The 21,513-nt window shown below is 60.3% G+C and carries 20 protein-coding genes; 10 read left to right on the top strand and 10 right to left on the bottom strand.

Features of this window, described 5'->3' with window-relative positions; translation table 11 throughout:
* Positions 1 to 2 precede the first annotated feature (2 nt).
* The 7 genes from ACEN83_RS30660 to ACEN83_RS30630 form a co-directional block, all read right to left on the bottom strand.
* The gene (locus ACEN83_RS30660) at positions 3 to 1,619 is read right to left on the bottom strand and encodes an EAL domain-containing protein (RefSeq protein ID WP_116579872.1); all 1,617 of its coding nucleotides are present in this window, start codon (positions 1,617 to 1,619) and stop codon (positions 3 to 5) included.
* A gap of 76 nt (positions 1,620 to 1,695) precedes the next feature.
* Positions 1,696 to 2,475, bottom strand: a complete 780-nt coding sequence (locus tag ACEN83_RS30655) for an N-acetylmuramoyl-L-alanine amidase (protein WP_495579165.1) — start codon at positions 2,473 to 2,475, stop codon at positions 1,696 to 1,698.
* A 104-nt stretch (positions 2,476 to 2,579) separates the two neighbouring features.
* Positions 2,580 to 4,586: a GGDEF domain-containing protein gene (locus ACEN83_RS30650; protein ID WP_495579164.1), complete on the bottom strand. Its 2,007-nt coding sequence runs from the start codon at positions 4,584 to 4,586 to the stop codon at positions 2,580 to 2,582.
* Entirely contained in the window at positions 4,583 to 5,461 is an 879-nt protein-coding gene (locus tag ACEN83_RS30645; protein ID WP_007969788.1) for an endonuclease/exonuclease/phosphatase family protein, read from the bottom strand. The genes ACEN83_RS30650 and ACEN83_RS30645 overlap by 4 nt, the downstream gene beginning before the upstream one ends.
* A gap of 14 nt (positions 5,462 to 5,475) precedes the next feature.
* Positions 5,476 to 6,117, bottom strand: coding sequence for a thiol:disulfide interchange protein DsbA/DsbL (locus ACEN83_RS30640; protein ID WP_495579163.1), 642 nt, complete (start codon positions 6,115 to 6,117; stop codon positions 5,476 to 5,478).
* A 199-nt stretch (positions 6,118 to 6,316) separates the two neighbouring features.
* Complete coding sequence (locus tag ACEN83_RS30635) at positions 6,317 to 6,946, bottom strand: c-type cytochrome (protein WP_116579868.1); 630 nt, start codon at positions 6,944 to 6,946, stop codon at positions 6,317 to 6,319.
* 45 nt (positions 6,947 to 6,991) lie between these two features.
* The gene (locus tag ACEN83_RS30630) at positions 6,992 to 7,282 is read right to left on the bottom strand and encodes a c-type cytochrome (protein ID WP_104450419.1); all 291 of its coding nucleotides are present in this window, start codon (positions 7,280 to 7,282) and stop codon (positions 6,992 to 6,994) included.
* 191 nt (positions 7,283 to 7,473) lie between these two features.
* Here ACEN83_RS30630 and yihA point away from each other — a divergent pair, with 191 nt between their 5' ends.
* Entirely contained in the window at positions 7,474 to 8,118 is a 645-nt protein-coding gene (gene yihA / locus ACEN83_RS30625; RefSeq protein WP_102674491.1) for a ribosome biogenesis GTP-binding protein YihA/YsxC, read from the top strand.
* Positions 8,119 to 8,465: 347 nt separating this feature from the next.
* Here yihA and polA read toward each other — a convergent pair whose 3' ends face one another.
* Entirely contained in the window at positions 8,466 to 11,270 is a 2,805-nt protein-coding gene (polA, locus tag ACEN83_RS30620) for a DNA polymerase I (protein ID WP_495579162.1), read from the bottom strand.
* Between the two features lie 74 nt (positions 11,271 to 11,344).
* Here polA and ACEN83_RS30615 point away from each other — a divergent pair, with 74 nt between their 5' ends.
* A complete protein-coding gene (locus tag ACEN83_RS30615; protein WP_104450417.1) occupies positions 11,345 to 11,632 on the top strand; it encodes a DUF2782 domain-containing protein in 288 nt (95 codons plus the stop codon).
* A gap of 60 nt (positions 11,633 to 11,692) precedes the next feature.
* Complete coding sequence (locus ACEN83_RS30610; RefSeq protein WP_007989412.1) at positions 11,693 to 12,643, top strand: homoserine kinase; 951 nt, start codon at positions 11,693 to 11,695, stop codon at positions 12,641 to 12,643.
* Between the two features lie 84 nt (positions 12,644 to 12,727).
* Here the strand turns inward: ACEN83_RS30610 and znuA are convergent, their stop codons facing one another.
* Positions 12,728 to 13,648, bottom strand: coding sequence for a zinc ABC transporter substrate-binding protein ZnuA (gene znuA / locus ACEN83_RS30605; protein ID WP_495579161.1), 921 nt, complete (start codon positions 13,646 to 13,648; stop codon positions 12,728 to 12,730).
* 66 nt (positions 13,649 to 13,714) lie between these two features.
* On the opposite strand from znuA, the gene zur reads away from it, so the two are divergent.
* From zur to ACEN83_RS30585, 4 genes are read left to right on the top strand one after another with little or no spacing between them, the layout of a single operon-like run.
* Positions 13,715 to 14,197, top strand: coding sequence for a zinc uptake transcriptional repressor Zur (gene zur, locus ACEN83_RS30600; protein ID WP_007969799.1), 483 nt, complete (start codon positions 13,715 to 13,717; stop codon positions 14,195 to 14,197).
* Entirely contained in the window at positions 14,197 to 14,982 is a 786-nt protein-coding gene (znuC, locus tag ACEN83_RS30595) for a zinc ABC transporter ATP-binding protein ZnuC (RefSeq protein WP_095967855.1), read from the top strand. The genes zur and znuC overlap by 1 nt, the downstream gene beginning before the upstream one ends.
* The gene (gene znuB, locus ACEN83_RS30590; protein ID WP_015092904.1) at positions 14,975 to 15,763 is read left to right on the top strand and encodes a zinc ABC transporter permease subunit ZnuB; all 789 of its coding nucleotides are present in this window, start codon (positions 14,975 to 14,977) and stop codon (positions 15,761 to 15,763) included. Before znuC ends, znuB begins: the two co-directional genes overlap by 8 nt.
* A gap of 37 nt (positions 15,764 to 15,800) precedes the next feature.
* Positions 15,801 to 16,517: a PA5502 family lipoprotein gene (locus ACEN83_RS30585; protein WP_495579160.1), complete on the top strand. Its 717-nt coding sequence runs from the start codon at positions 15,801 to 15,803 to the stop codon at positions 16,515 to 16,517.
* 106 nt (positions 16,518 to 16,623) lie between these two features.
* Here ACEN83_RS30585 and katE read toward each other — a convergent pair whose 3' ends face one another.
* Positions 16,624 to 18,762 (bottom strand): catalase HPII, encoded by a 2,139-nt coding sequence (gene katE, locus ACEN83_RS30580; RefSeq protein WP_495579159.1) that lies wholly within the window; start codon positions 18,760 to 18,762, stop codon positions 16,624 to 16,626.
* Between the two features lie 210 nt (positions 18,763 to 18,972).
* Between katE and ACEN83_RS30575 the strand changes: the two genes are divergently transcribed.
* The 3 genes from ACEN83_RS30575 to ACEN83_RS30565 are packed head-to-tail and all read left to right on the top strand — an operon-like array spanning position 18,973 to position 21,488.
* Positions 18,973 to 19,980 carry a methionine ABC transporter ATP-binding protein gene (locus tag ACEN83_RS30575; RefSeq protein ID WP_102701561.1) on the top strand — a complete coding sequence of 336 codons (1,008 nt, stop codon included), beginning with the start codon at positions 18,973 to 18,975 and terminating at the stop codon, positions 19,978 to 19,980.
* Positions 19,980 to 20,654, top strand: coding sequence for a methionine ABC transporter permease (locus ACEN83_RS30570; RefSeq protein WP_495579158.1), 675 nt, complete (start codon positions 19,980 to 19,982; stop codon positions 20,652 to 20,654). Before ACEN83_RS30575 ends, ACEN83_RS30570 begins: the two co-directional genes overlap by 1 nt.
* A 60-nt stretch (positions 20,655 to 20,714) precedes the next feature.
* On the top strand, positions 20,715 to 21,488 hold the full coding sequence (locus tag ACEN83_RS30565) for a MetQ/NlpA family ABC transporter substrate-binding protein (protein WP_007969811.1): 774 nt from the start codon (positions 20,715 to 20,717) through the stop codon (positions 21,486 to 21,488).
* Positions 21,489 to 21,513 lie beyond the last annotated feature (25 nt).

The raw sequence follows: 21,513 nt of genomic DNA, 5'->3' as shown, positions 1-21,513 counted from the left end.
GGTCACGCTTCGTCATCCAGGCGCCGGCCGCCCGCTCGACGTCGCCCCCGGGTTATCAATTCAATGAACTGAACCGCGCTCAGCGCGTGGGCGAACAGCCAGCCCTGGCCGAACTTCACGCCTTCACTGCTCAGGAACTCGGCCTGGGCCTCATGTTCGATGCCCTCGGCAATCACCTTCAAATGCAGCGATTGGGCCATGTGAATGATGTGCGGGGCCACACCGCTGCTGGCGGCGTCATGGCCCAACGCATCAATGAACGCCTTGTCGATTTTCAGGCAGTCCACCGGCAGGGTTTGCAAATAGGCGAGGCTGCAGTAGCCGGTGCCAAAATCATCGATCAACACCTGGTGCCCGACATCCCGCAGCGACTGTAGGTTTTCCCGGGCCACCACCACATCGACCAGCCCACGCTCGGTAACCTCGAAGGCGATTTGCCGCGCAGCGACGCGGTGCAGGGTCAGCAGCCTCGCCATCACCTGGCCGATTCGCGGGACCATCACATCACACGCTGCGAGATTGACCGAGATGTACAGTTGCGGGTTGGCACGCAGCAACTGACCGAGTTGCTCGAGCAAACGTTGCAAGACGAAATCCGTCATCTGGCGGATCTGCCCGGTGTCCTCCGCCATCGGAATGAACAGGTCGGGACTGGTCAGGGTGCCGTCCGGCCTGCGCCAGCGCAGCAACGCTTCAGCCCCGACACAGTTGCGGCTATCGAGGTCGAAGATCGGTTGATACAGCACCTGCAACTCGCCCCGGCGAATCGCCCCGGCCAGTTCGGCATCCAGCGACTGCCGCTGTTGCACCAGCAGGAACACTAGGAACCCGACGCATATGCCCAGCGCAAGGCTGGCCGGCAGCAGCCACCACCAGACCGACGGGATATGCATGCCCGTACGCAGGCTGATCAACACCAATTGATACTCCGGGTTGTCAGTGGGCATGCGGTATATCAGGCGTGTCTGGGTGATCTGCAGAGCATCACGGTTTTTCGGGGGCCAGGCCTCGACCGGGGGCCAGATCTGGGAAGAGCCCAATACCGGAATCGCGCGCGTACCATGGTCCAGCACTACCAGCAGGCTGCTGCCCGGCGACAGGTCGACCATATCGGTCAAATGCCCGCGAGAGGTCGCGACCCGAAAATTACCGCGCCCCAGCATCAGGGCGGCGCGGTTTTCATCGGGTTCGGTGGTGGTGTTGAGCCAATAGCTGTAGGTCGGACCTTTGATGTCTGGCGCTCGAATCAGCGACAGCCCTTCCTGGCGAGGGCGATTGGAGCAGATTCGCGAAGAGTCCATATAGGCGGCTTCGTAGACGAAGCGATAATTGAACGTAACCTGTTGCAAGGTCGCGATCATTTCAGCATCGCAACCGCGCAACGGCTGCGCTTCAAGGTCGTCGAGGCTTTCACGCAGTTGCCCGAAGAGCTGTTCCAGGCGGGCGAGAAAGCGCTCACCCTGAGCATTCATTTCTTCGCTTTCGTTTTGCTCGACCTGATGAATGGCGACGAACAGGCTGCCGGCCATCAACAACGTTGCGCTCAAGACAGCCGACATCAGCCCCAGGAACCAGGGGCGATGGAACCAACTACGGAAGGTCTCTCGAGCAGCAGTCATTGCGCAATATCCGATGGATTACCAATGAGTTATAGCTGCTGCTTGGGAAAAAGCCCTGACCGCCGGGCGGGCGCCATTATTTTGTCTGGTTCAATACCAAAAGCAGCGCGGCTGTTTGCGCATCCGGAGTTCCATCGAAGCGTGCCGGGCGGAAATGCATCTGGAAGGCTGCTATCACATGGCGTGTCGCGACATCGAGCTCGCCGGTTTGTGGCGTGGCATAACCCAGGCGGGCCAATTGCGCTTGAAACCAGCTGATACTCGGCAGCTGTTCGGCGAACAGCATTTGCTGGCGCGCGACAGCCTGTTCGTTCGGCCAGATGCCCAGACCTTCGGCAGCCAGTCGCTTCCAGGGGAACAGCGGCCCCGGGTCCAGTTTGCGCAACGGCGCAATATCGCTATGGCCAATGATGTCGCGAGGCTTGATACCCTGGCGCTTGCTGATGTCCTTGAGCAATACGATCAAGGACTGAACCTGATCTTCGCTGTAGGGGTACCACACACGCCCGGTTGGAGTGTCCTTGAACCCCGGGTTGACGATTTCTATACCGATGGAACTGGAATTCAGCCAGGTCCGGCCATCCCATTCGCTCTCCCCGGCGTGCCAGGCGCGAACGTTTTCATCCATCAGCTTGTAGATTGTGGCGCCCTTGTCGTCACCGATCAGGTAATGACTGCTGACTTCGCCGTGGGTCAGCAGTTGCAGCGAACGCTCCAGCGAGGCGTTGGTGTAATGCAGCACCACGAACTGCACACGGCTGTCGTAATTGGCTGAAGGATGACTGGTATCAAAACGGGGACCGCTGGCGCAGCCGGCCAGCACAACAAGTGACACGATCAGAGCAAGATATTTCATGGCGAAAGGCAGTACACACAAGACAATAATGCAACAGTGTAACGTAATGCCTTGCGGGCTGAGGGCAATCGCCGCGAATTAAACAAAAATGGAACAAATAATACTCAGCCCGGCTCCACGCGGTTGCGTCCAGCATTTTTTGCCCGGTACAACGCCTGATCGGCTCTTTTGAGCACTTGATCGCTATGCTCACCCGGCCTGAACGCCGACATTCCGACAGAAACGGTAATGGTCACCGGCTCTCCCTTGAAGTGGAACGGACAGGCTTCGATGGAGGCACGCAGGCTTTCCAGCAACTTCAGCCCCGCCGCCGGCACCGTGGATGGCATTAACAGCACAAACTCTTCGCCGCCGAACCGGGCAATGAAGTCCGTTCCGCGAAGACGCTTGCGCAACACGCTGGCAATGATCTTCAGCACCTTGTCACCGGCCAGGTGCCCGTAGTTATCGTTGATGCGCTTGAAATGATCGAGGTCGAGCATGGCCAGCAACAGCGTATTGCCATGTTGCTGCCATTGTTTGACTTCATGATCCAGGCGCTCGCTCCAGGCCGCGCGGTTGGGCAGGCCGGTCAACGGGTCGACCAGCGCCTTCTGCCGTTGCTCCTCAAGATGCTCGCGGTAACCCTGGGCCTCCTGCTCCATATGGGCAACGCGCTCGGCCAGGCTGTGCAGGCGCGCAGCGACCTCTTGCTCGCGCTCATCGCGTTGTTTCTGGTGCTGGTCCATGGTGCCCAGCAGGCCTTCGAGATGGTTTTCCAGAACGTGCTTGAGATCTTCCAGGTCCGCAGCGTCCTGCATGCTGCTTTGCAGGCCATCAACCTGTTCGCGGATCTGCGTGTCCATCTGCCGCGCAGCCGAACGGTTGTCGGCGTGTCCTGCGGTGGCGGCCTGCAGGTTGCTCTGGAACGATTCGAGGCGCTCGTTCAGTCGTTGCAGGTAGGCTTCGAACTCATGCTGGCCGCTGTCGGTAATGGCCAGCATCAACGTGGCGAAGTCGTCGAGGATCGGTAGTAATTCGTACCAGTTAAGACCGTTTTTCAGACGATCGCGCATGGATTCGGCTTGCGGGCGATGACGCTCGGGCAATGTCAGGTCTTCGAGCAGCCCCAGCAGCGTGTCTTCGATGTGGCTGGCCACCGAGCTGTAGGAGGGCTCTGGGGAATCCGGGAGTGCGTAGAAAGTGTCGTGCCCGGATAGAGGCTGATCTGCGGCGACCACCTCCGCTGTCGGATTCGCAAGCAAGGCCAGGCTGTCCGGCGATGCTTGCGCGGTCAGCTCGTCGGGGTTCGCTTGCGACTGAAGAGGTGTTTCCGGGGTCGGCTTCTCGGCTTGCTCGGTTTCTGCCGCGTCAGCAATGACGGCTTGAAGCGGCGCGACGGCAGGTGCCAGGGCCACGGCTGCCGGAGCAGGGGAAACCTCGGCTGGCTCGGTCGGCGCGGACTCCTTTGCAACTGGCTCCGCCATGGACACTTCGCAGATTGCCGTCTCAATCGCGACCGGGGCCGACTCGATAATCGCCGCAGGGCTCTCGGCTACGAGGGCCGCCTGCGCAGGAGAAGCTGTCGATGCCACCGCTTCGTCTGCTTCACGACCGCCGAACAATCGCTGGAGCAAGCCCGGCCGACCAGGTTCCGTCGGTGTCTCCAGCTGGCTCAGGGCCTTGCCTTGCAAGCCACTCAGCTCGCTGAGCAACAAGGGTATCTCACGCGCCTGACTGACCCGCGCATCCAGTTGCTTGGCGAAACTCTTGAGTGGCCGGCTCACATCCCGTGGCAGCGGCAATGTTTGCAGTTGAGTGACCAGTGCGGTCAGGGCGGCACTGGTCTGATTGATTCGGGTTTCCCGACGCTGTTCGGAGTCGAGCACGGCTTTTTCCAGGCGAGGAATCAGCGCTGCCAGGCCGGCGTCCATGTCATCGGTACGCACGACCTCGCGCATTTCCTTCATGCATTGGTCAACCGCGCGGTCAGTACCTTCCGCCGCCAGGGTGCTGCGCACCAGCCCGCGACGCAGCAAGTCGAGCCGCGCGTCCCAGCGACGTTCGAGCTTTTCCTGTTGTTCGATGCTTTTGAGGTATTTCTCTTTCCAGCGCTGTGTTTCGTCGCTCATTCATGGGTTCCGCGAGGGGCAGGACTCAACGCGGGCAATGCATCGGCCGTGAGCGAACCCGGCAGACGAATCTCTACCGCGACCGGCAGGTGATCGGAAATAGGCTGTGCCAGCACCTCGACCTTTTCCAGGGTCAGGCTCGGGCTCAGCAGGATATGGTCCAGGCAGCGCTGTGGACGCCAGCTGGGGAACGTTGCTTCCATTTGCGGCGCGAGCAGGCCGAGATCGCGCAACGCGGAATTTTGCAGCAGGTCACTGGCATGGGTATTCATGTCGCCCATAAGTACCTGGTGTTTGTAGTCGCCGATCAGATCGCGGATGTAGGCCAGTTGCAGGCTGCGCGCACGGGCGCCCAGCGCCAGGTGCATCATGACGACCACCAGTGCTTCCGGGCCTTCGCCGAAGCGTACCAGGATGGCTCCACGCCCCTTTGGGCCCGGCAGCGGATGATCTTCAATGGCCCACGGGCGCAAACGGCTGAGCACACCATTGCTGTGCTGGGCCAGGCGTCCGAGATTGCGATTGAGTTGTTGATACCAGTAGGGGAAGGCGCCGAGCTGGGCCAGATGCTCAACCTGATTGACGTAGCCTGAACGCAGGCTGCCACCATCGGCCTCCTGCAAGGCGACCAGATCGAAGTCGCCCAACAGATTGCCGATCTTCTGCAGATTGTCGGCACGCCCGGTGTGCGGCAGCAAATGCTGCCAGCCCCGGGTCAGGTAATGCCGGTAGCGCTCGGTGCTGATGCCGACCTGGATATTGAAACTGAGCAAACGCAGACGACTGTCTGCGGGCAAGCCCGTGGACTCCAGATGATGCTCGTTGACCCGCGGATCATGCAGGCCAACGATGCGTTCAGTACCCCATCGGCGCATGGCAGTGACTGCCCTTAGTTGGCGGCAGCCTTGTTAGCCGCTCGCTCTTTGTCGATCAGTTTGTCGGCCAGTTGCAGGGCCTGTTCGGCACCGCCGGCGGAGCCTACGTCAAAGCGGTACTTGCCGTTGACGATCATGGTTGGAACGCCGGAGATTTCATACTTCTTGGCCAGTTCGCGAGCCTTGATGATCTGGCCCTTGATAGCGAAAGAGTCGAAAGTCGCGAGGAACTTGTCCTTGTCCACGCCTTGGGTAGCGAGGAAGTCGGCCATGTCATTCTTGTCGGTCAGTTTCTTGTGCTCTTTCTGAATCGCGTTGAACACCGCAGCGTGAACGTTGTGCTCGACACCCATGGCTTCAAGGGTCAGGAACATCTGGCCGTGAGCGTCCCACGGGCCACCGAACATGGCTGGAATGCGCACGAAGTTCACGTCCGAAGGCAGCTTCTCGGCCCAGGGATTGATCACCGGTTCAAAGGCATAGCAATGCGGGCAGCCGTACCAGAACAGCTCTACCACTTCGATCTTGCCAGGCACGGCGACCGGAACCGGATTGCTCAGTTCGACATAAGGTGCAGCGGGGGCTTCAGCGGCCTGGGCAGTCATGCCGAACAGGCTGGCAGCGGCAAAAACGGCGCTGATGATCAGATTACGCATGCTTCACTCCTGGACAAATTTTTCGCCTCGCGCGACGTGTTTTCAGACAGGTCCTGGCGGGCTTGAGTTCTGTAGTGTAACGGCAGCGGCCACAAAAAAGGGCGGCCAAGGCCACCCTTTTTATACTCGTTGCAACGGATTAATCGAGCGTTAACGTTGCGGGCGATATGTACCCCGTTCAACGCCCGATCCGCCGGCCTTAGTGCAGGCCCTGAATGTAGCTGGACACCGCGGCGATGTCTTCGTCGCTCAGCTTCTTGGCAATGGTCTGCATGGTCTTGGCGTCGCCATCGTTGGTGCGGCCGCCTTCTTCCTTGCGGAAATCGGTCAGTTGCTTGGCGATGTATTGAGCGTGCTGGCCACCCAGGTGCGGGAAGCCGGCGGCTGCGTTGCCGGCGCCGTTCGGAGAGTGGCAGCCGGTGCAGGCTGGCATGCCCTTGGCCAGGTCACCGCCACGGAACAGGGCTTCACCGCGAGCGACGACTTTAGGATCGGCGGCACCGACGCTGCCTTTCTGGCTGGCGAAGTAGGCGGCGATGTCCGCCAGGTCCTGATCGCTCAGGTTGGTCAGCAGGCCGGTCATTTCCAGAACGGTGCGCTTGCCCGACTTGATGTCGTGCAATTGCTTGGTCAGGTAGCGTTCACCCTGACCCGCCAGCTTTGGAAAGTTTGGCGCCATGCTGTTGCCATCCGGGCCGTGGCAGGCGCCACAGACGGCGGCTTTGGCCTGTCCGGCTTTAGCATCACCCGGTTGTACTGCCTCACCTGCAGCATGGGCTATGCCGGAGATGCCCACGGTCAACAGCAGACTCACGATCAATTTCTTCATCAGCTAATCCAACTACGGCTAAGGGTTAAGAGTTATGGACCGGGCTTACTCGCTCATCCAATGGATGATGGCTTGGTAATCCTCGGCACTGCAGTCCATGCACAAACCACGCGGCGGCATCGCCTTGAAACCCTGGGTCACGTGTTGCACCAGCGTCTCCATACCTTTCGCCAACCTCGGCGTCCAAGCATCCTGATCGCCTTTTTTCGGCGCCATGGGTAATTGGCCGGAATGACAGGCACCACAAACACGGTTGTACACAGCTTCCGGATCCTGTGTAGCCTGAGCGCTGTAAAGCGGCATCAAGACACCGGCAGCTAGCAGCCATTTCGTCATAAAACGACCTTTTCAGGGTTGAGAGCGTGCTGCGTTCTAGTGCGCAATCAGGGTCTGTCGCTCTCGTGAACTTCATCCTACGCTGGGACAAAGCGCACACAAAATCTGCGGCATTATATACTGGCGTCACTGAAACGGAAGCGACACTGCTTGCCGCACCCATTCCTGGCGCCGCCCACATCGGAAATCCCATGCAACTCAAGAATCCCATCCTCGGTCTGTGCCAACAGTCCACCTTCATGCTCAGCGCCGCCAAAGTCGACCAATGTCCGGATGACGAGGGCTTCGAAGTCGCCTTCGCCGGGCGTTCCAACGCCGGCAAATCGAGTGCCTTGAACACCCTGACCCACGCCAGCCTGGCGCGCACCTCGAAAACCCCGGGGCGCACGCAACTGTTGAATTTCTTCAAGCTAGACGATGAACGCCGTCTGGTCGACCTGCCGGGCTACGGTTATGCAAAAGTACCGATCCCGCTCAAGCAACACTGGCAGCGTCACCTGGAAGCGTACCTGGGTGGCCGCGAGAGTTTGAAAGGCCTGATCCTGATGATGGACATCCGCCATCCGATGACCGATTTCGACCTGCTGATGCTCGATTGGGCCGTGGCTGCCGGCATGCCGATGCACATTCTGCTGACCAAAGCGGACAAGCTGACCTATGGCGCGGCCAAGAACACGCTGCTCAAGGTTCAGGCGGAAATCCGCAAGGGCTGGGGCGATCTGGTGACGATTCAGCTGTTCTCGGCCCCGAAACGCATGGGCCTGGAAGAAGCCTATACCGTACTGGCAGGCTGGATGGAGCTGGCGGACAAGGGTGTCGAGGTAGAAGCCCAGTAAGGCTGCGAAAGCTGTCTGGTGCACCCCAGACAGCTTTCTGCAGGCAAAAAAAACCCCGGACTTCATATGGGGAGGGAGAAGTTCCGGGGTTCAAGCTCTAGACCGCTAGGGCGGGGTCCAGATATCTGCCAACACTTAACACAACATAGGAGCATCGAAGGGCTTCACCAGCCATTCAGTACCTCTGAGTAGTGCTTCGCAAGATTAGTTCAGATTTTTTTCAAATAGCTTTGAAATAACCCCGATAACCTTCCGGACTAAGTTGTTTGCGCTCTTCTGCCGCGGCACTATGCCGCAGCAGAACACGACTCTTTTCTGTAGGAGCGAGCTCGCTCCTACAGGAAGGCTCAGTGAGCCTCATCCCAGCTATTTCCAACACCCACTTCCACTAGCAACGGCACATCCAGCTTCGCGGCCTCGCTCATGTGTACGCGAATTTCATCGCGAACCTGGTCGACCAGGTCTTCACGCACCTCCAGCACCAGTTCATCGTGCACCTGCAAGATGACTTTGGCGTCGAGACCGGATGCGGTCAGCCAGTTATCCACAGCGACCATGGCTTTCTTGATGATGTCCGCAGCGGTGCCTTGCATCGGGGCGTTGATCGCCGTGCGTTCGGCGGCGGCGCGTTCTTGCGGCTTGTTGGAGTTGATGTCCGGCAGGTACAGGCGACGACCGAAGAACGTCTCGACATAACCTTGTTCGGCGGCCTGGGCACGCGTGCGGTCCATGTACTGGCGTACGCCGGGGTATCGGGTGAAGTAGGTATCGATGTAGGCCTTGGCGGTCTTGGTGTCGACGCCAATGTCCTTGCCAAGCTTCTGCGCCCCCATGCCGTAGATCAGGCCGAAGTTGATCGCCTTGGCGCTACGGCGCTGGTCGGAGGTCACGTCGGCCAGTTCGACCTTGAACACTTCGGCGGCGGTCGCGGTGTGCACGTCCAGATTGTGGCGGAAGGCGTTCATCAGCCCTTCATCCCGTGACAGGTGCGCCATGATCCGCAACTCGATCTGCGAGTAGTCCGCCGCCAGCAGCTTGTAACCGGCCGGGGCCACGAAGGCCTGGCGGATACGACGCCCTTCGGCCGTGCGCACCGGGATGTTCTGCAGGTTCGGGTCACTGGAGGACAGGCGCCCGGTGGAGGCGACAGCCTGGTGGTATGACGTATGGATCCGCCCGGTGCGCGGATTGATCTGTTCCGGCAAACGATCGGTGTAGGTGCTTTTCAGCTTGCTCATGGAGCGATATTCCATGAGCACTTTCGGCAGTCGATAGTCATCTTCCGCCAGTTTGGCCAGCACCTCTTCGGCGGTGGACGGCTGGCCCTTGGCAGTCTTTTTCAGCACCGGCAGGCCGAGTTTTTCGTAGAGGATCACGCCGAGCTGCTTGGGCGAACCGAGGTTGAATTCCTCGCCGGCAATCTCGAAGGCTTCGCGCTCCAATGCGACCATCTTGTCGCCCAGTTCGATGCTTTGCACACCCAGCAGGGCGGCGTCGACGAATGCGCCCTGGCGCTCGATGCGCGCCAGCACCGGCACCAACGGGATTTCGATGTCGGTCAGCACACTGGCCAGGCTTGGAATGGCCGAGAGCTTTTCGAACAGGACCTGATGCAGACGCAGGGTGATGTCCGCATCTTCGGCGGCGTAAGGCCCGGCCTGCTCAAGGGCGATCTGATCGAACGTCAGCTGTTTCACGCCTTTGCCGGCGATGTCCTGGAAGCTCACCGTGGTGTGGTCCAGATACTTCTGCGCCAGGCTGTCCATGTCATGGCGCGTGGCCGTGGAGTTGAGCACGTAGGACTCGAGCATGGTGTCGAAGGCGATGCCGCGCACGGTGATGCCGTTGTCCTGTACGCCGCCGATGGCGCAGTTGGCCAGGATGTTCATGTCGAACTTGGCGTGCTGGCCGACCTTGAGCTTGTTCGGGTCTTCCAGAATCGGCTTGAGCGCGCGCAGGACAGTGTCGCGGTCCAGTTGCTGCGGCACGCCGATGTAGGAATGGGTCAACGGGATGTAGGCCGCTTCGTTAGCCTGAACCGCGAACGACAGACCCACCAGTCGCGCCTGCTGCGCGTCGATGCCGGTGGTTTCAGTGTCGAAGGCGAACAACCTGGCGTTGCTCAGCTTTTCCAGCCAGGCATCGAAACGCGCCTGATCGAGGATGGTTTCGTAGGCGGCTTCAGCAGCGGCGGCCGGTGCTTCGGCCTCTGGTTCGCTGAACAGATCGACGGCCGGTGCAGGATCGGCGGCAGCGCTCAGCTCCAGGCGCTTGGCGTCGCGATCAAGGTCGTTCAGCCAGCTCTTGAACTCCAGCAGGCTGTACAACTCGTAGAGTTTCGCCGGATCTTCCGCGCCCATTTGCAAGTCGTCGAGGCCAATGTCCAGCGGCACGTCGACCTTGATGGTCGCCAACTGATAGGACAGGAAGGCCATTTCCTTGTGCTCTTCGAGCTTGGCCGGCAGGGTCTTGGCACCGCGAATCGGCAGGGTCGGCACGATGTCGAGCTGCGCATAGAGCTCGGTCAGACCGCCGTTCACACCAACCAGCAGGCCTGAAGCCGTCTTCGGGCCAATCCCCGGAACGCCCGGAATGTTGTCGGAAGAATCGCCCATGAGCGCCAGATAATCGATGATCTGCTCCGGAGCGACGCCGAATTTCTCCTTCACGCCCTCCACGTCCATGCTGCTACCGGTCATGGTGTTGACCAAGGTAATGTGACCATCGACCAGTTGCGCCATATCCTTGTCGCCCGTGGAGATGATCACCGGACGATCCGCCGCCGCGCTGCTGCGGGCCAGGGTGCCGATCACGTCATCAGCCTCGACGCCTTCGACGCACAGCAGCGGGAAGCCCAGGGCGATCACGCTCTGGTGCAGCGGCTCGATCTGCACGCGCATGTCGTCGGGCATACTCGGACGGTTGGCCTTGTATTCGGCGTACATGTCATCGCGAAAAGTCCCACCCTTGGCGTCGAACACCACGGCGAACGGACTGTTCGGATATTGCTTGCGCAGGCTCTTGAGCATGTTCAACACGCCCTTGACCGCGCCGGTCGGCAGGCCTTTGGACGTGGTCAGCGGCGGCAGCGCGTGAAAGGCGCGGTACAGGTAAGAAGAACCGTCCACCAGGACGAGGGGGGCTTGGCTCATGAGCAGGATCAACCTTTTCGGCGGGTCCGGCGCTAGAATAGCGGGACCGTTGACGACAAAGGGACAAGGTTATCATGCGCACACTAAATCGCCTGTTGCTGGCTGGCTTGTTTGCAATCGCCCCATTGGCCGTCATGGCGGCGGACGATGCGCCGACACCGGAGCCAGATGTCACGATCCGCACGGAAGGGGACAAGCTCATACAGGAATACCGCCAAAACGGTTTTCTGTATGCGATCAAAGTCACGCCCAAAGGCGGCAAGCCGTATTTCCTGGTACGCGCCGACGGATCAGAAGGTAACTTCATCCGCTCTGATTACCCGGATATGCTGATTCCGGCGTGGGAAATTTTTAAGTGGTAAGTCGTCCTTAACTTTAATCGGCGCTGGCTCAATAGCGGCGCCCGTACTGGCAGTTTAAACATGTCTGTGTTCACCCCCCTGGCTCGGCCCGAGCTGGAAGCTTTTCTCGCCCCTTATGGTCTCGGCCGCCTGCTTGATTTCCAGGGGATTGCCGCCGGTAGCGAAAACACCAATTTCTTTATCAGCCTGGAGCAGGGCGAATTTGTCCTGACCCTGGTCGAGCGCGGTCCGGTTCAGGAAATGCCGTTCTTCATCGAGCTGCTCGATGTGCTGCACGGCGCCGACCTGCCAGTGCCTTACGCCCTGCGCACCACCGACGGCGTGGCCTTGCGCGAACTGGCGGGCAAACCGGCGTTGCTGCAACCGCGCCTGGCCGGCAAGCACATCAAGCAAGCCAACGCGCAACATTGCGCTCAGGTCGGTGAACTGCTCGGCCATCTGCACCTGGCGACCCAGGCCAACATGATCAAGCGCAAAACCGATCGCGGCCTGGACTGGATGCTGGAAGAGGGCACGCAGTTCCTGTCGCACCTCGGTGCCGAACAGAAAGACCTGCTGCAACGGGCGCTGGAAGAAATCACCCGACAGAAAGAAAAAATCCTCGCTCTGCCGCGGGCGAACATTCACGCCGACCTGTTCCGCGACAACGCGATGTTCGAAGGCACCCACCTGACCGGACTGATCGACTTCTACAACGCCTGCTCCGGGCCGATGCTCTACGACGTGGCGATTGCCTTGAACGACTGGTGCTCGGACGACGATGGCGTAATCGATGGGCCCCGAGCACGGGCCTTGCTGGGCGCTTATGCGGCCCTGCGACCGTTCACCGCTGCCGAAGCCGAGTTGTGGCCGACCATGCTGCGGGTGGCTTGCGTACGGTTCTGGTTGTCACGCCTGATCGCAGCGGAGTCGTTCGCCGGGCAGGACGTGTTGATTCACGATCCGATGGAATTCCAGCTGCGCCTGGCGCAGCGGCAGACGGTCAATACGCCGTTGCCTTTCGCCCTTTAAAAAGCAAAAGATCGCAGCCTTCGGCAGCTCCTGCACTGATCTCTGTAGGAGCTGCCGAAGGCTGCGATCTTTTTGTTTCAGCAGTTACAACGACTCCAGACACCCCGCCAGATCATTCCCCAATTTCTCCAGGACCTGCTCATAGCCCTGGGCCGACGCCGGCGTGTACCCGCCCAACGCATCCAGTTCCGCCAGCTTCACCGGCAAACCCGCCACCAGGGTTTCCGCCAGGCGCGGACGCAGCGGTGGCTCGCTGAATACGCAGGTCTTGCCGACTTCCTGCAAGCGCGCGCGCATCGCCGCGACATGCTGGGCACCGGGTTGCACTTCGGCCGCGACGCTGAACACACCCACGTGCTTGAGGCCGTAGGCGTCTTCGAAGTAATCGAACGCTTCGTGGAACACGAAGTAAGGCTTGCCCTGAACATCGGCCAGGCGTTTCTTCAGGCGCGCATCCAACGCATCGAGACGCTCGTCGAAAGCTTTCAGGTTGGCCTGATAGCGCACGGCATTGTCAGGATCGGCGGCACTCAGGTCAGCCGCCATTTTCGTGGCGATGACCCGGGCGTTGACCGGCGACAGCCACAAATGCGCATCCAGGCTGCCTGGGCGATGATCGTGGTCGTGGTCGTCGGCTTCTTCGGCGTGGGAGTGGCTATCTTCGGCAAAACGGCGCAGTTTCATGCCTGGCAAATCCTGCACGGCGACACTGGGCAGCGTACGACCATTGAGCACGCGAGGCAGGAAACCTTCCATGTCCGGGCCGATCCAGTACAGCAAGTCCACCGATTGCACCTTGCGTACGTCGGAAGGGCGCAGCGCATAGTTGTGCGGCGAGGCACCCGGTGGCAGCAAGACTTCAGGAATCGCCACGCCGTCCTGCACCGCCGCTGCGATCAACTGCAGTGGCTTGATGCTGGTAAGGACCTTGACCTCGGCCTGCGCCGGACCGATCAGCATAAAACTTGCGAAAAATGCGACAAAGATAGAAAAAAGACGGGACACGATGACCACTCGAAGAGGCGAGAACGGGTAACATAATAACGTCTCTCACAAAACTCGTCGCCGCTCATGCTAAAAACACCGATTGCCAGCCGCCCCCACGACCACTCGCATTGCGTTCATAGCGCTTTGTCCGAGGCCGATGCCCTGTGCGCTCGTCAAGGCCTGCGCCTGACCGCATTGCGTCGGCGGGTGCTGGAACTGGTGTGGCAAAGCCACAAGCCGCTGGGTGCCTACGACATTCTCGCGGTCCTCAGTGAGCAGGACGGTCGCCGCGCCGCGCCGCCGACGGTATATCGCGCGCTGGATTTCCTGCTGGAAAACGGCCTGGTCCATAGGATTTCCTCGCTCAACGCCTTCATCGGCTGCAATCACCCGGAACATGCACACCAGGGTCAGTTCCTGATCTGCCGTGTGTGCCACGCCGCCATTGAGCTCGAGCAAAAGTCCATCAGCGACGCGATCATCGCCAGCGCCAGGGATGTCGGGTTTATCGTCGAAGGCCAGACCGTCGAAGTGGTCGGTCTGTGCTCGGGTTGCCAGGGGGCTTGATGAGCAACGCGCTGATCCGTCTAGAGCAGGTTGCCGTCACGTTCGCCGGACAACCGGTGCTGGACAACATTGAGCTGAGTGTCGAGCCGGGACAGATCGTGACCCTGATCGGCCCCAACGGCGCTGGTAAAACCACACTGGTGCGTGCCGTGCTCGGCCTGTTGAAACCGGACAGCGGTAACGTCTGGCGCAAGCCGAAACTGCGGGTCGGCTACATGCCGCAAAAACTCCATGTCGACCCGACCCTGCCGCTGTCGGTGCTGCGCTTCCTGCGCCTGGTGCCGGGCGTTGACCGTGCGATGGCCTTGGCGGCACTCAAGGAAGTCGGCGCCGAACAGGTCATCGACAGCCCGGTGCAAAGCGTTTCCGGTGGCGAAATGCAACGCGTGCTGCTGGCCCGGGCCTTGTTGCGCGAACCGGAACTGCTGGTGCTCGACGAACCGGTGCAGGGTGTCGACGTGGCCGGCCAGGCGGAGCTGTACAGCCTGATCACCCGCCTGCGCGACCGTCACGGTTGCGGCGTGCTGATGGTCTCCCACGATTTGCATCTGGTGATGAGCACCACGGATCAGGTGGTTTGCCTCAATCGTCACGTCTGCTGTTCAGGCCATCCCGAGCAGGTCAGCGGCGATCCGGCGTTCGTCGAACTGTTCGGAAAAAACGCACAAAGCCTGGCGATTTATCACCACCATCACGACCACGCCCACGACTTGCATGGCTCGGTGGTCAAGGCGCCCGCATCGGGCCAACCCCATGTTCACGGAGATGGCTGCAAGCATGGCTGATTTTCTGCTCTACGCCCTGCTTGCAGGCCTGGCCCTGGCCGTTGTCGCAGGCCCGTTGGGGTCTTTCGTGGTCTGGCGGCGCATGGCTTATTTTGGCGACACCCTGTCCCATGCGGCATTGCTCGGCGTGGCCCTGGGCTTCCTGCTGGATGTCAGCCCGACGGTTGCCGTGACCGTGGGTTGCCTGTTGCTGGCGGTATTACTGGTGACCTTGCAACAACGCCAGCCCTTGGCATCCGACACGCTTTTGGGAATTCTCGCACCCAGCACGCTCTCTCTGGGCCTGGTGGTACTAAGCTTCATGCACGAAGTGCGGATCGACCTGATGGCCTATCTGTTCGGTGACCTGCTGGCAATCAGTCCAACCGATCTGGCCTGGATTCTTGGCGGCAGTGCCGCCGTGCTGGCCTTGCTGGTTGCATTGTGGCGGCCATTGCTGGCGATCACGGTGCATGAAGAACTGGCCAGGGTCGAAGGCCTTCCGGTGGCCGGATTGCGCCTGGCGCTGATGTTGCTGATCGCCGTGGTGATTGCCGTGGCGATGAAAATCGTCGGCGTGCTACTGATCACTTCGTTGCTGATCATCCCGGCGGCGGCGGCACAACGTCATGCCCGCTCGCCGGAGCAGATGGCACTGGGCGCGAGCCTGCTGGGCATACTCGCCGTGTGTGGCGGGCTGGCGTTGTCCTGGTTCAAGGACACCCCGGCCGGTCCATCGATTGTGGTGGCAGCCGCCGCGCTGTTTCTGCTGAGTTTTGTTCTGCCCCGTCGAGGGGTGTAGACTTGCTCGTTTTTTGCGCAAATAGAGAGTCGCAGGAATGAAGTCGTTCGCCTCCCGTTATCTGCTCCTTGTCGCATTTTCTTTGCTGCTGGGCGCCTGCCAAAGCACGCCACCGGCGGTCACCGAGGCCGCCAATGCGCGAGCCACGGCCATCGTGCAGCTGGAACAAAACATCGCCAGCGATGAACTGGCCACCGCCGAAGACCAATTGGCGGCCTTGCAGGCCGAATCGCCCAACGATGCTTCCCTTGAGCAGTACCAGCGGCAACTGGCCGAAGCCTACCTGCGCCGCAGCCAGATCGTGCTGCAAAAGGGTGATGTGGATGCCGCTGCGACCGCCCTGAGCCGTGCCCGCGCGCTGATGCCCAAGGCTCCGGCACTGACCGGCGGAGTCAACGGCTCGATCGCCCAGGCACGCAAGGCCGAACTGGAAAAAGCCGAAGCGGCCCTGAAAGCTGCCGAAGCCAAGCCAAAGGCCAAGGTCATCGATCTGACAGCTGAAAGCACCACGGTCTCGCTGAATATCAACGATATGGGCAAACTGCGTCGCCAACTGGATGCCATCGCCGCCGATGTGGTGAATTTTCAGTGCGACGTGAGCATTCAGGCTCCACGCACCAATGATTACCCTTGGCTGGCGACATTGCTGACAAAACGGGTGAAAAAGCTCGATCCAGAGTTTGACCTGAAGCTGGAACGGCAGATTTTGCGCAGTGTTCCGGCGCAGATGGTTCTGAGTCCGCGTAAACCTTAAAAAGCTTCGCGAGCAAGCCCGCTCCCACACGAGTTCTGCGGCGGGCACAGATCCAATGTGGGAGCGGGCTTGCTCGCGAAGGCGGCCTTTCTGGCAATAAACCTATTCAGGCCGGAATCGCCTTGGCCTTCACCTCCCTGTCCCAAACCCGATGCTGCCCGATCGCGGTCAGAAACGGCTTGATCAGCTTGCCATCCGTCCCCACGATCAATCCCGCATCAGCCTCCAGCTTCAATACATCCAGCAATTGCTTCGCTTCACCCTGCAAGGCGATAGCCTTGAGATGCTTGTACGCCTCCAGCAGGTAATGCAACGCCACGCCGTCCGTACTCAGCGCCTTGATCGACGCGGCTCCGCCCGGCACGAACACCGCGTCGAATGCCACCGACGGCGAGCCCTCCATCGAAGCATCGACCGCCAGGGTTTTGCCATCGGCGGTTTTCACGGGTGCAGAGGTCGGCCCCAGTAACTTCGCGTGAGCCCCCTGCGCTGCAAGCGCTTTCTTCATCGCATCAATCGCGGTGCTATCAACGCCATTGGCCGCCAGAATCGCTACTTTTCGCGTCTTGATGTTCTCCGGCAACAGATTGGCCTGGCTCAATGCCGGAGAGTGATCCGGTGCGGTTTTGCGCACCTCGACGGTTCCTCGAGCTGGCGCAGGCAATCCAAGGTTCTGCGCCACGCGCTTGGCCAACTCCAGATCGATATTGGCGAGAATTTCGTTCACTTCCCGGGCGCGGATCGCCTCACGCTCAACCTTGCCCAACTCAAAGCTGTAGGCCGAGATGATGTGCTCCCGCTCATGCTCACTCATGCTGTGGAAAAACAAGCGAGCCTGGGAGAAGTGGTCAGCGAACGACTCGCTGCGCTGGCGAATCTTGTTGGCGTCGATACGCTCCGGATAACTCTCGAATCCTCCATCCTGCGCCGAAACAGGCGTTTCCTTTGGCCAGCCGCCATCGATGGAGTTCGGCTCATAAGACGCACGACCCTTGTCGATGGTGGTGCGGTGCTGGGCATCCCGCTGACCGTTGTGGAACGGTGACACCGGACGGTTGATCGGGATCTCGTGAAAGTTCGGCCCGCCGAGTCGACTGATTTGCGTGTCGGTGTAGGAAAACAATCGGCCTTGCAGCAGAGGGTCGTTGGAGAAATCGATCCCCGGAACGATATGCCCGGGGCAGAAGGCAACCTGCTCGGTTTCGGCGAAGAAGTTGTCCGGGTTGCGGTTCAGCACCATCTTGCCCAACGGCGTGATGGGCACGAGCTCTTCAGGAATCAGCTTGGTCGGGTCGAGAATGTCGAAATCAAAGGCGTGTTCATTTTCTTCTTCGACGACCTGCACTCCCAACTCCCATTCCGGGTAGTCGCCGATCTCAATCGACTCCCACAGATCACGCCGATGGTAGTCGGCGTCCTTTCCCGCAAGCTTCTGCGCTTCGTCCCACACCAGGGAGCAAGTTCCGGCCGTAGGGCGCCAGTGGAACTTGACGAAACGCGACTTTCCCTCGGCATTGATCAGGCGAAAGGTGTGTACGCCGAAGCCCTGCATGCTGCGCAGGCTTTTCGGAATCGCTCGGTCGGACATTGCCCACATCACCATGTGCGCCGACTCCGGCACCAGCGAAACAAAGTCCCAGAAAGTGTCGTGGGCCGAGCCACCGGTAGGGATCTCGTTATGCGGCTCGGGTTTGACCGCGTGCACGAAGTCGGGAAACTTGATCGCATCCTGTATGAAGAACACCGGCATGTTATTGCCCACCAGGTCGAAGTTGCCTTCGTCGGTGAAGAACTTCACGGCGAAACCCCGCACATCACGCACGGTATCGCCTGACCCTCGCGGCCCCTGTACCGTGGAAAAGCGCACGAACACCGGGGTTTTCTTCGCGGGATCCTGCAGGAAACCGGCCTTGGTCAGCATCGAGTGGTTTTCATAGCTCTGGAAATGACCATGGGCGCCAGTGCCGCGAGCGTGAACGATGCGTTCGGGAATGCGCTCGTGATCAAAATGCGTGATCTTTTCACGCATGATGAAATCTTCCAGCAGCGACGGCCCGCGGGCCCCGGCCTTGAGGGTGTTCTGGTTGTCCGCCACCTTCACGCCCTGGTTGGTGCGCAAGGCCTGCTCAGTGGCATCGGAGCGAAATGTTTCCAGGCTGTCGAGCTTGGCGTTGGTGTTGTGGCGGTCCGGGGTATCGGTCCCGGCCAGGACGCTCTTGGTGGCGGCAGGCTTCTTGGTACTCATCAGGCGTGAACTCCTCAGGCATATTCCAGTGGCCTAAGTAGTGACTGGCGAGCTTATTCAGCCGTTCCTTTTTTCTGACCTTTGATCGCGTTATTGCCAAATGACAGGACAAATGCGAAATAAATGCTAAGAACCTCTATACGGACAGGCTAAAATGCGCGCCCGGCTAACCGCTGACCCTTTTCCAACGCGCCCCACAAGGTTCGCTACGTGATCGAGTTTCAAAACGTCCATAAAACCTACCGCGTCGCCGGTAAGGAAATCCCCGCGCTGCATCCGACCAGTCTGACGATTGAGAACGGGCAGGTTTTCGGCTTGATCGGTCATTCCGGTGCAGGAAAAAGTACCCTGCTGCGTCTGATCAATCGCCTGGAAAACGCCAGTGGCGGCAAGATCACCGTCGACGGTGAAGAAGTCACCGCGCTCGACGCCAACGGCCTGCGCCGCTTCCGTCAGCAGGTCGGGATGATTTTCCAGCACTTCAACCTGCTGGCATCCAAGACCGTCGCCGACAACGTCGCACTGCCGCTGACCCTGGCCGGCGAACTGTCGCGCAGCGAGATCGATTCGCGCGTGGCCGAGTTGCTGGCGCGAGTCGGTTTGTCCGACCACGCGAAAAAGTACCCGGCGCAATTGTCCGGCGGGCAAAAGCAGCGTGTCGGCATTGCCCGCGCCCTGGCGACCAAGCCAAAAATCCTGCTGTGCGATGAAGCCACCAGCGCCCTCGACCCGCAAACCACCGCATCGGTCCTGCAATTGCTGGCCGAGATCAATCGCGAGCTGAAACTGACCATCGTGTTGATCACCCACGAAATGGACGTGATCCGCCGGGTCTGCGACCAGGTGGCAGTGATGGACGCCGGCGTGATCGTCGAGCAAGGCTCGGTGGCCGAGGTGTTCCTGCATCCGAAGCACCCGACCACCAAGCGCTTTGTTCAGGAAGACGAGCAGATCGACGAAAGCGAACAGCGTGACGACTTCGCTCACGTACCGGGTCGCATCGTGCGTCTGACCTTCCAGGGCGAAGCGACCTACGCGCCGTTGCTGGGCACCGTCGCCCGGGAAACCGGAGTGGACTACAGCATCCTGGCCGGTCGTATCGACCGCATCAAAGACATCCCTTACGGGCAACTGACCCTGGCCGTGACCGGCGGTGACATGGAAGCGGCGTTCGCCCGCTTCATCGCAGCCGACGTCCACATGGAGGTGCTGCGCTAATGGAAGCCCTGACAAGTTTCTTCGCCAATATCGACTGGCTCGAAATCTGGCTGGCCACTGGCGACACCCTGCTGATGCTCGGCGGTTCGCTGATGTTCACCGTGCTGCTCGGCTTGCCGCTGGGCGTGCTGCTGTTCCTGTGCAGTCCGCGCCAGTTGCTGGAAGCCAAAGGTGTCTACGCGATGTTGTCGCTGGTGGTGAACGTTCTGCGTTCGCTGCCGTTCATCATCCTGTTGATCGTGATGATTCCGTTCACCGTGTTGATCACCGGCACATCCCTCGGTGTTGCCGGTGCGATCCCGCCGCTGGTGGTGGGTGCCACGCCGTTTTTCGCGCGTCTGGTGGAAACCGCCCTGCGTGAAGTGGACCGCGGCATCATCGAAGCCACCCAGGCCATGGGTGCGACCACGCGACAGATCATCACCAATGCGTTGCTGCCTGAGGCTCGTCCGGGCATCTTCGCGGCGATTACGGTGACTGCAATTACACTGGTGTCCTACACGGCGATGGCGGGTGTCGTCGGCGCCGGTGGCCTGGGTGACCTGGCGATCCGCTTCGGATACCAGCGCTTCCAGACCGATGTGATGGTCGTGACGGTGGTGTTGCTGCTGGTCCTGGTCCAGGTACTACAAACCGTTGGCGACAAGTTGGTCGTCCACTTTTCCCGTAAGTAAGACATGAGCCGGCCATTCGCTGGCAGGCGCCAAACGGGCGCCTCACAAGGAGTTAGCTGAATGAAAAAACTACTCGTCGCCTTCGCTGCCGTTGCCGCATTCTCGGCCCACGCGGCTGACACCCTGACCGTCGCGGCCACCCCGGTGCCACACGCCGAGATCCTCGAATTCGTGAAGCCGACCCTGGCCAAAGAAGGCGTGGACCTGAAGGTCAAGGTCTTCACCGACTACATCCAGCCGAACGTGCAGGTCGCGGAAAAGCGCCTGGACGCCAACTTCTTCCAGCACCAGCCGTACCTGGATGAATTCAACAAGGCCAAGGGCACAAACCTGGTATCCGTCGCTGGCGTGCACCTGGAACCCCTGGGCGCTTACTCCAGCAAGTACAAGACCCTCGCTGAACTGCCTGGCGGCGCCAACGTGGTGATCCCGAACGACGCCACCAACGGCGGCCGTGCTCTGCTGCTGATGGCCAAGGCCGGACTGATCAAGTTGAAGGATTCGAACAACATCCTGTCGACCGTGAAGGACATCACCGAGAACACCAAGGACCTGAAAATCCGCGAACTGGAAGCCGCGACCATCCCGCGCGTGCTGACCCAGGTCGACCTGGCGCTGATCAACACCAACTACGCGCTGGAAGCCAAGCTCGATCCGGCCAAGGACGCGCTGGTCATCGAAGGCAACGACTCGCCGTACGTGAACATCCTGGTGGCTCGCCCGGATGACAAGGACAGCGACGCGATGAAGAAGCTGGTTGCCGCTTTGCACAGCCCGGAAGTGAAGGCCTTCATCCTCGAGAAGTACAAAGGCGCGGTAGTGCCGGCGTTCTGATTCAAAGCTCAAAACAAAAGATCGC

Source organism: Pseudomonas sp. Pseusp49 (genome assembly GCF_059491875.1).
Note: the sequence above shows the minus strand (reverse complement) of the source record. Positions and strands in the feature narration are given on the sequence as shown.

Excerpts from the sequence above, each read along its gene's own strand:
- ACEN83_RS30660 (WP_116579872.1), bottom strand. The coding sequence starts at position 1,619 with ATGACTGCTGCTCGAGAGACCTTCCGTAGTTGGTTCCATCGCCCCTGG.
- ACEN83_RS30655 (WP_495579165.1), bottom strand. The coding sequence starts at position 2,475 with ATGAAATATCTTGCTCTGATCGTGTCACTTGTTGTGCTGGCCGGCTGC.
- ACEN83_RS30650 (WP_495579164.1), bottom strand. The coding sequence starts at position 4,586 with ATGAGCGACGAAACACAGCGCTGGAAAGAGAAATACCTCAAAAGCATC.
- ACEN83_RS30645 (WP_007969788.1), bottom strand. The coding sequence starts at position 5,461 with ATGCGCCGATGGGGTACTGAACGCATCGTTGGCCTGCATGATCCGCGG.
- ACEN83_RS30640 (WP_495579163.1), bottom strand. The coding sequence starts at position 6,117 with ATGCGTAATCTGATCATCAGCGCCGTTTTTGCCGCTGCCAGCCTGTTC.
- ACEN83_RS30635 (WP_116579868.1), bottom strand. The coding sequence starts at position 6,946 with ATGAAGAAATTGATCGTGAGTCTGCTGTTGACCGTGGGCATCTCCGGC.
- ACEN83_RS30630 (WP_104450419.1), bottom strand. The coding sequence starts at position 7,282 with ATGACGAAATGGCTGCTAGCTGCCGGTGTCTTGATGCCGCTTTACAGC.
- yihA (WP_102674491.1), top strand. The coding sequence starts at position 7,474 with ATGCAACTCAAGAATCCCATCCTCGGTCTGTGCCAACAGTCCACCTTC.
- polA (WP_495579162.1), bottom strand. The coding sequence starts at position 11,270 with ATGAGCCAAGCCCCCCTCGTCCTGGTGGACGGTTCTTCTTACCTGTAC.
- ACEN83_RS30615 (WP_104450417.1), top strand. The coding sequence starts at position 11,345 with ATGCGCACACTAAATCGCCTGTTGCTGGCTGGCTTGTTTGCAATCGCC.
- ACEN83_RS30610 (WP_007989412.1), top strand. The coding sequence starts at position 11,693 with ATGTCTGTGTTCACCCCCCTGGCTCGGCCCGAGCTGGAAGCTTTTCTC.
- zur (WP_007969799.1), top strand. The coding sequence starts at position 13,715 with ATGCTAAAAACACCGATTGCCAGCCGCCCCCACGACCACTCGCATTGC.
- znuC (WP_095967855.1), top strand. The coding sequence starts at position 14,197 with ATGAGCAACGCGCTGATCCGTCTAGAGCAGGTTGCCGTCACGTTCGCC.
- znuB (WP_015092904.1), top strand. The coding sequence starts at position 14,975 with ATGGCTGATTTTCTGCTCTACGCCCTGCTTGCAGGCCTGGCCCTGGCC.
- ACEN83_RS30585 (WP_495579160.1), top strand. The coding sequence starts at position 15,801 with ATGAAGTCGTTCGCCTCCCGTTATCTGCTCCTTGTCGCATTTTCTTTG.
- katE (WP_495579159.1), bottom strand. The coding sequence starts at position 18,762 with ATGAGTACCAAGAAGCCTGCCGCCACCAAGAGCGTCCTGGCCGGGACC.
- ACEN83_RS30570 (WP_495579158.1), top strand. The coding sequence starts at position 19,980 with ATGGAAGCCCTGACAAGTTTCTTCGCCAATATCGACTGGCTCGAAATC.
- ACEN83_RS30565 (WP_007969811.1), top strand. The coding sequence starts at position 20,715 with ATGAAAAAACTACTCGTCGCCTTCGCTGCCGTTGCCGCATTCTCGGCC.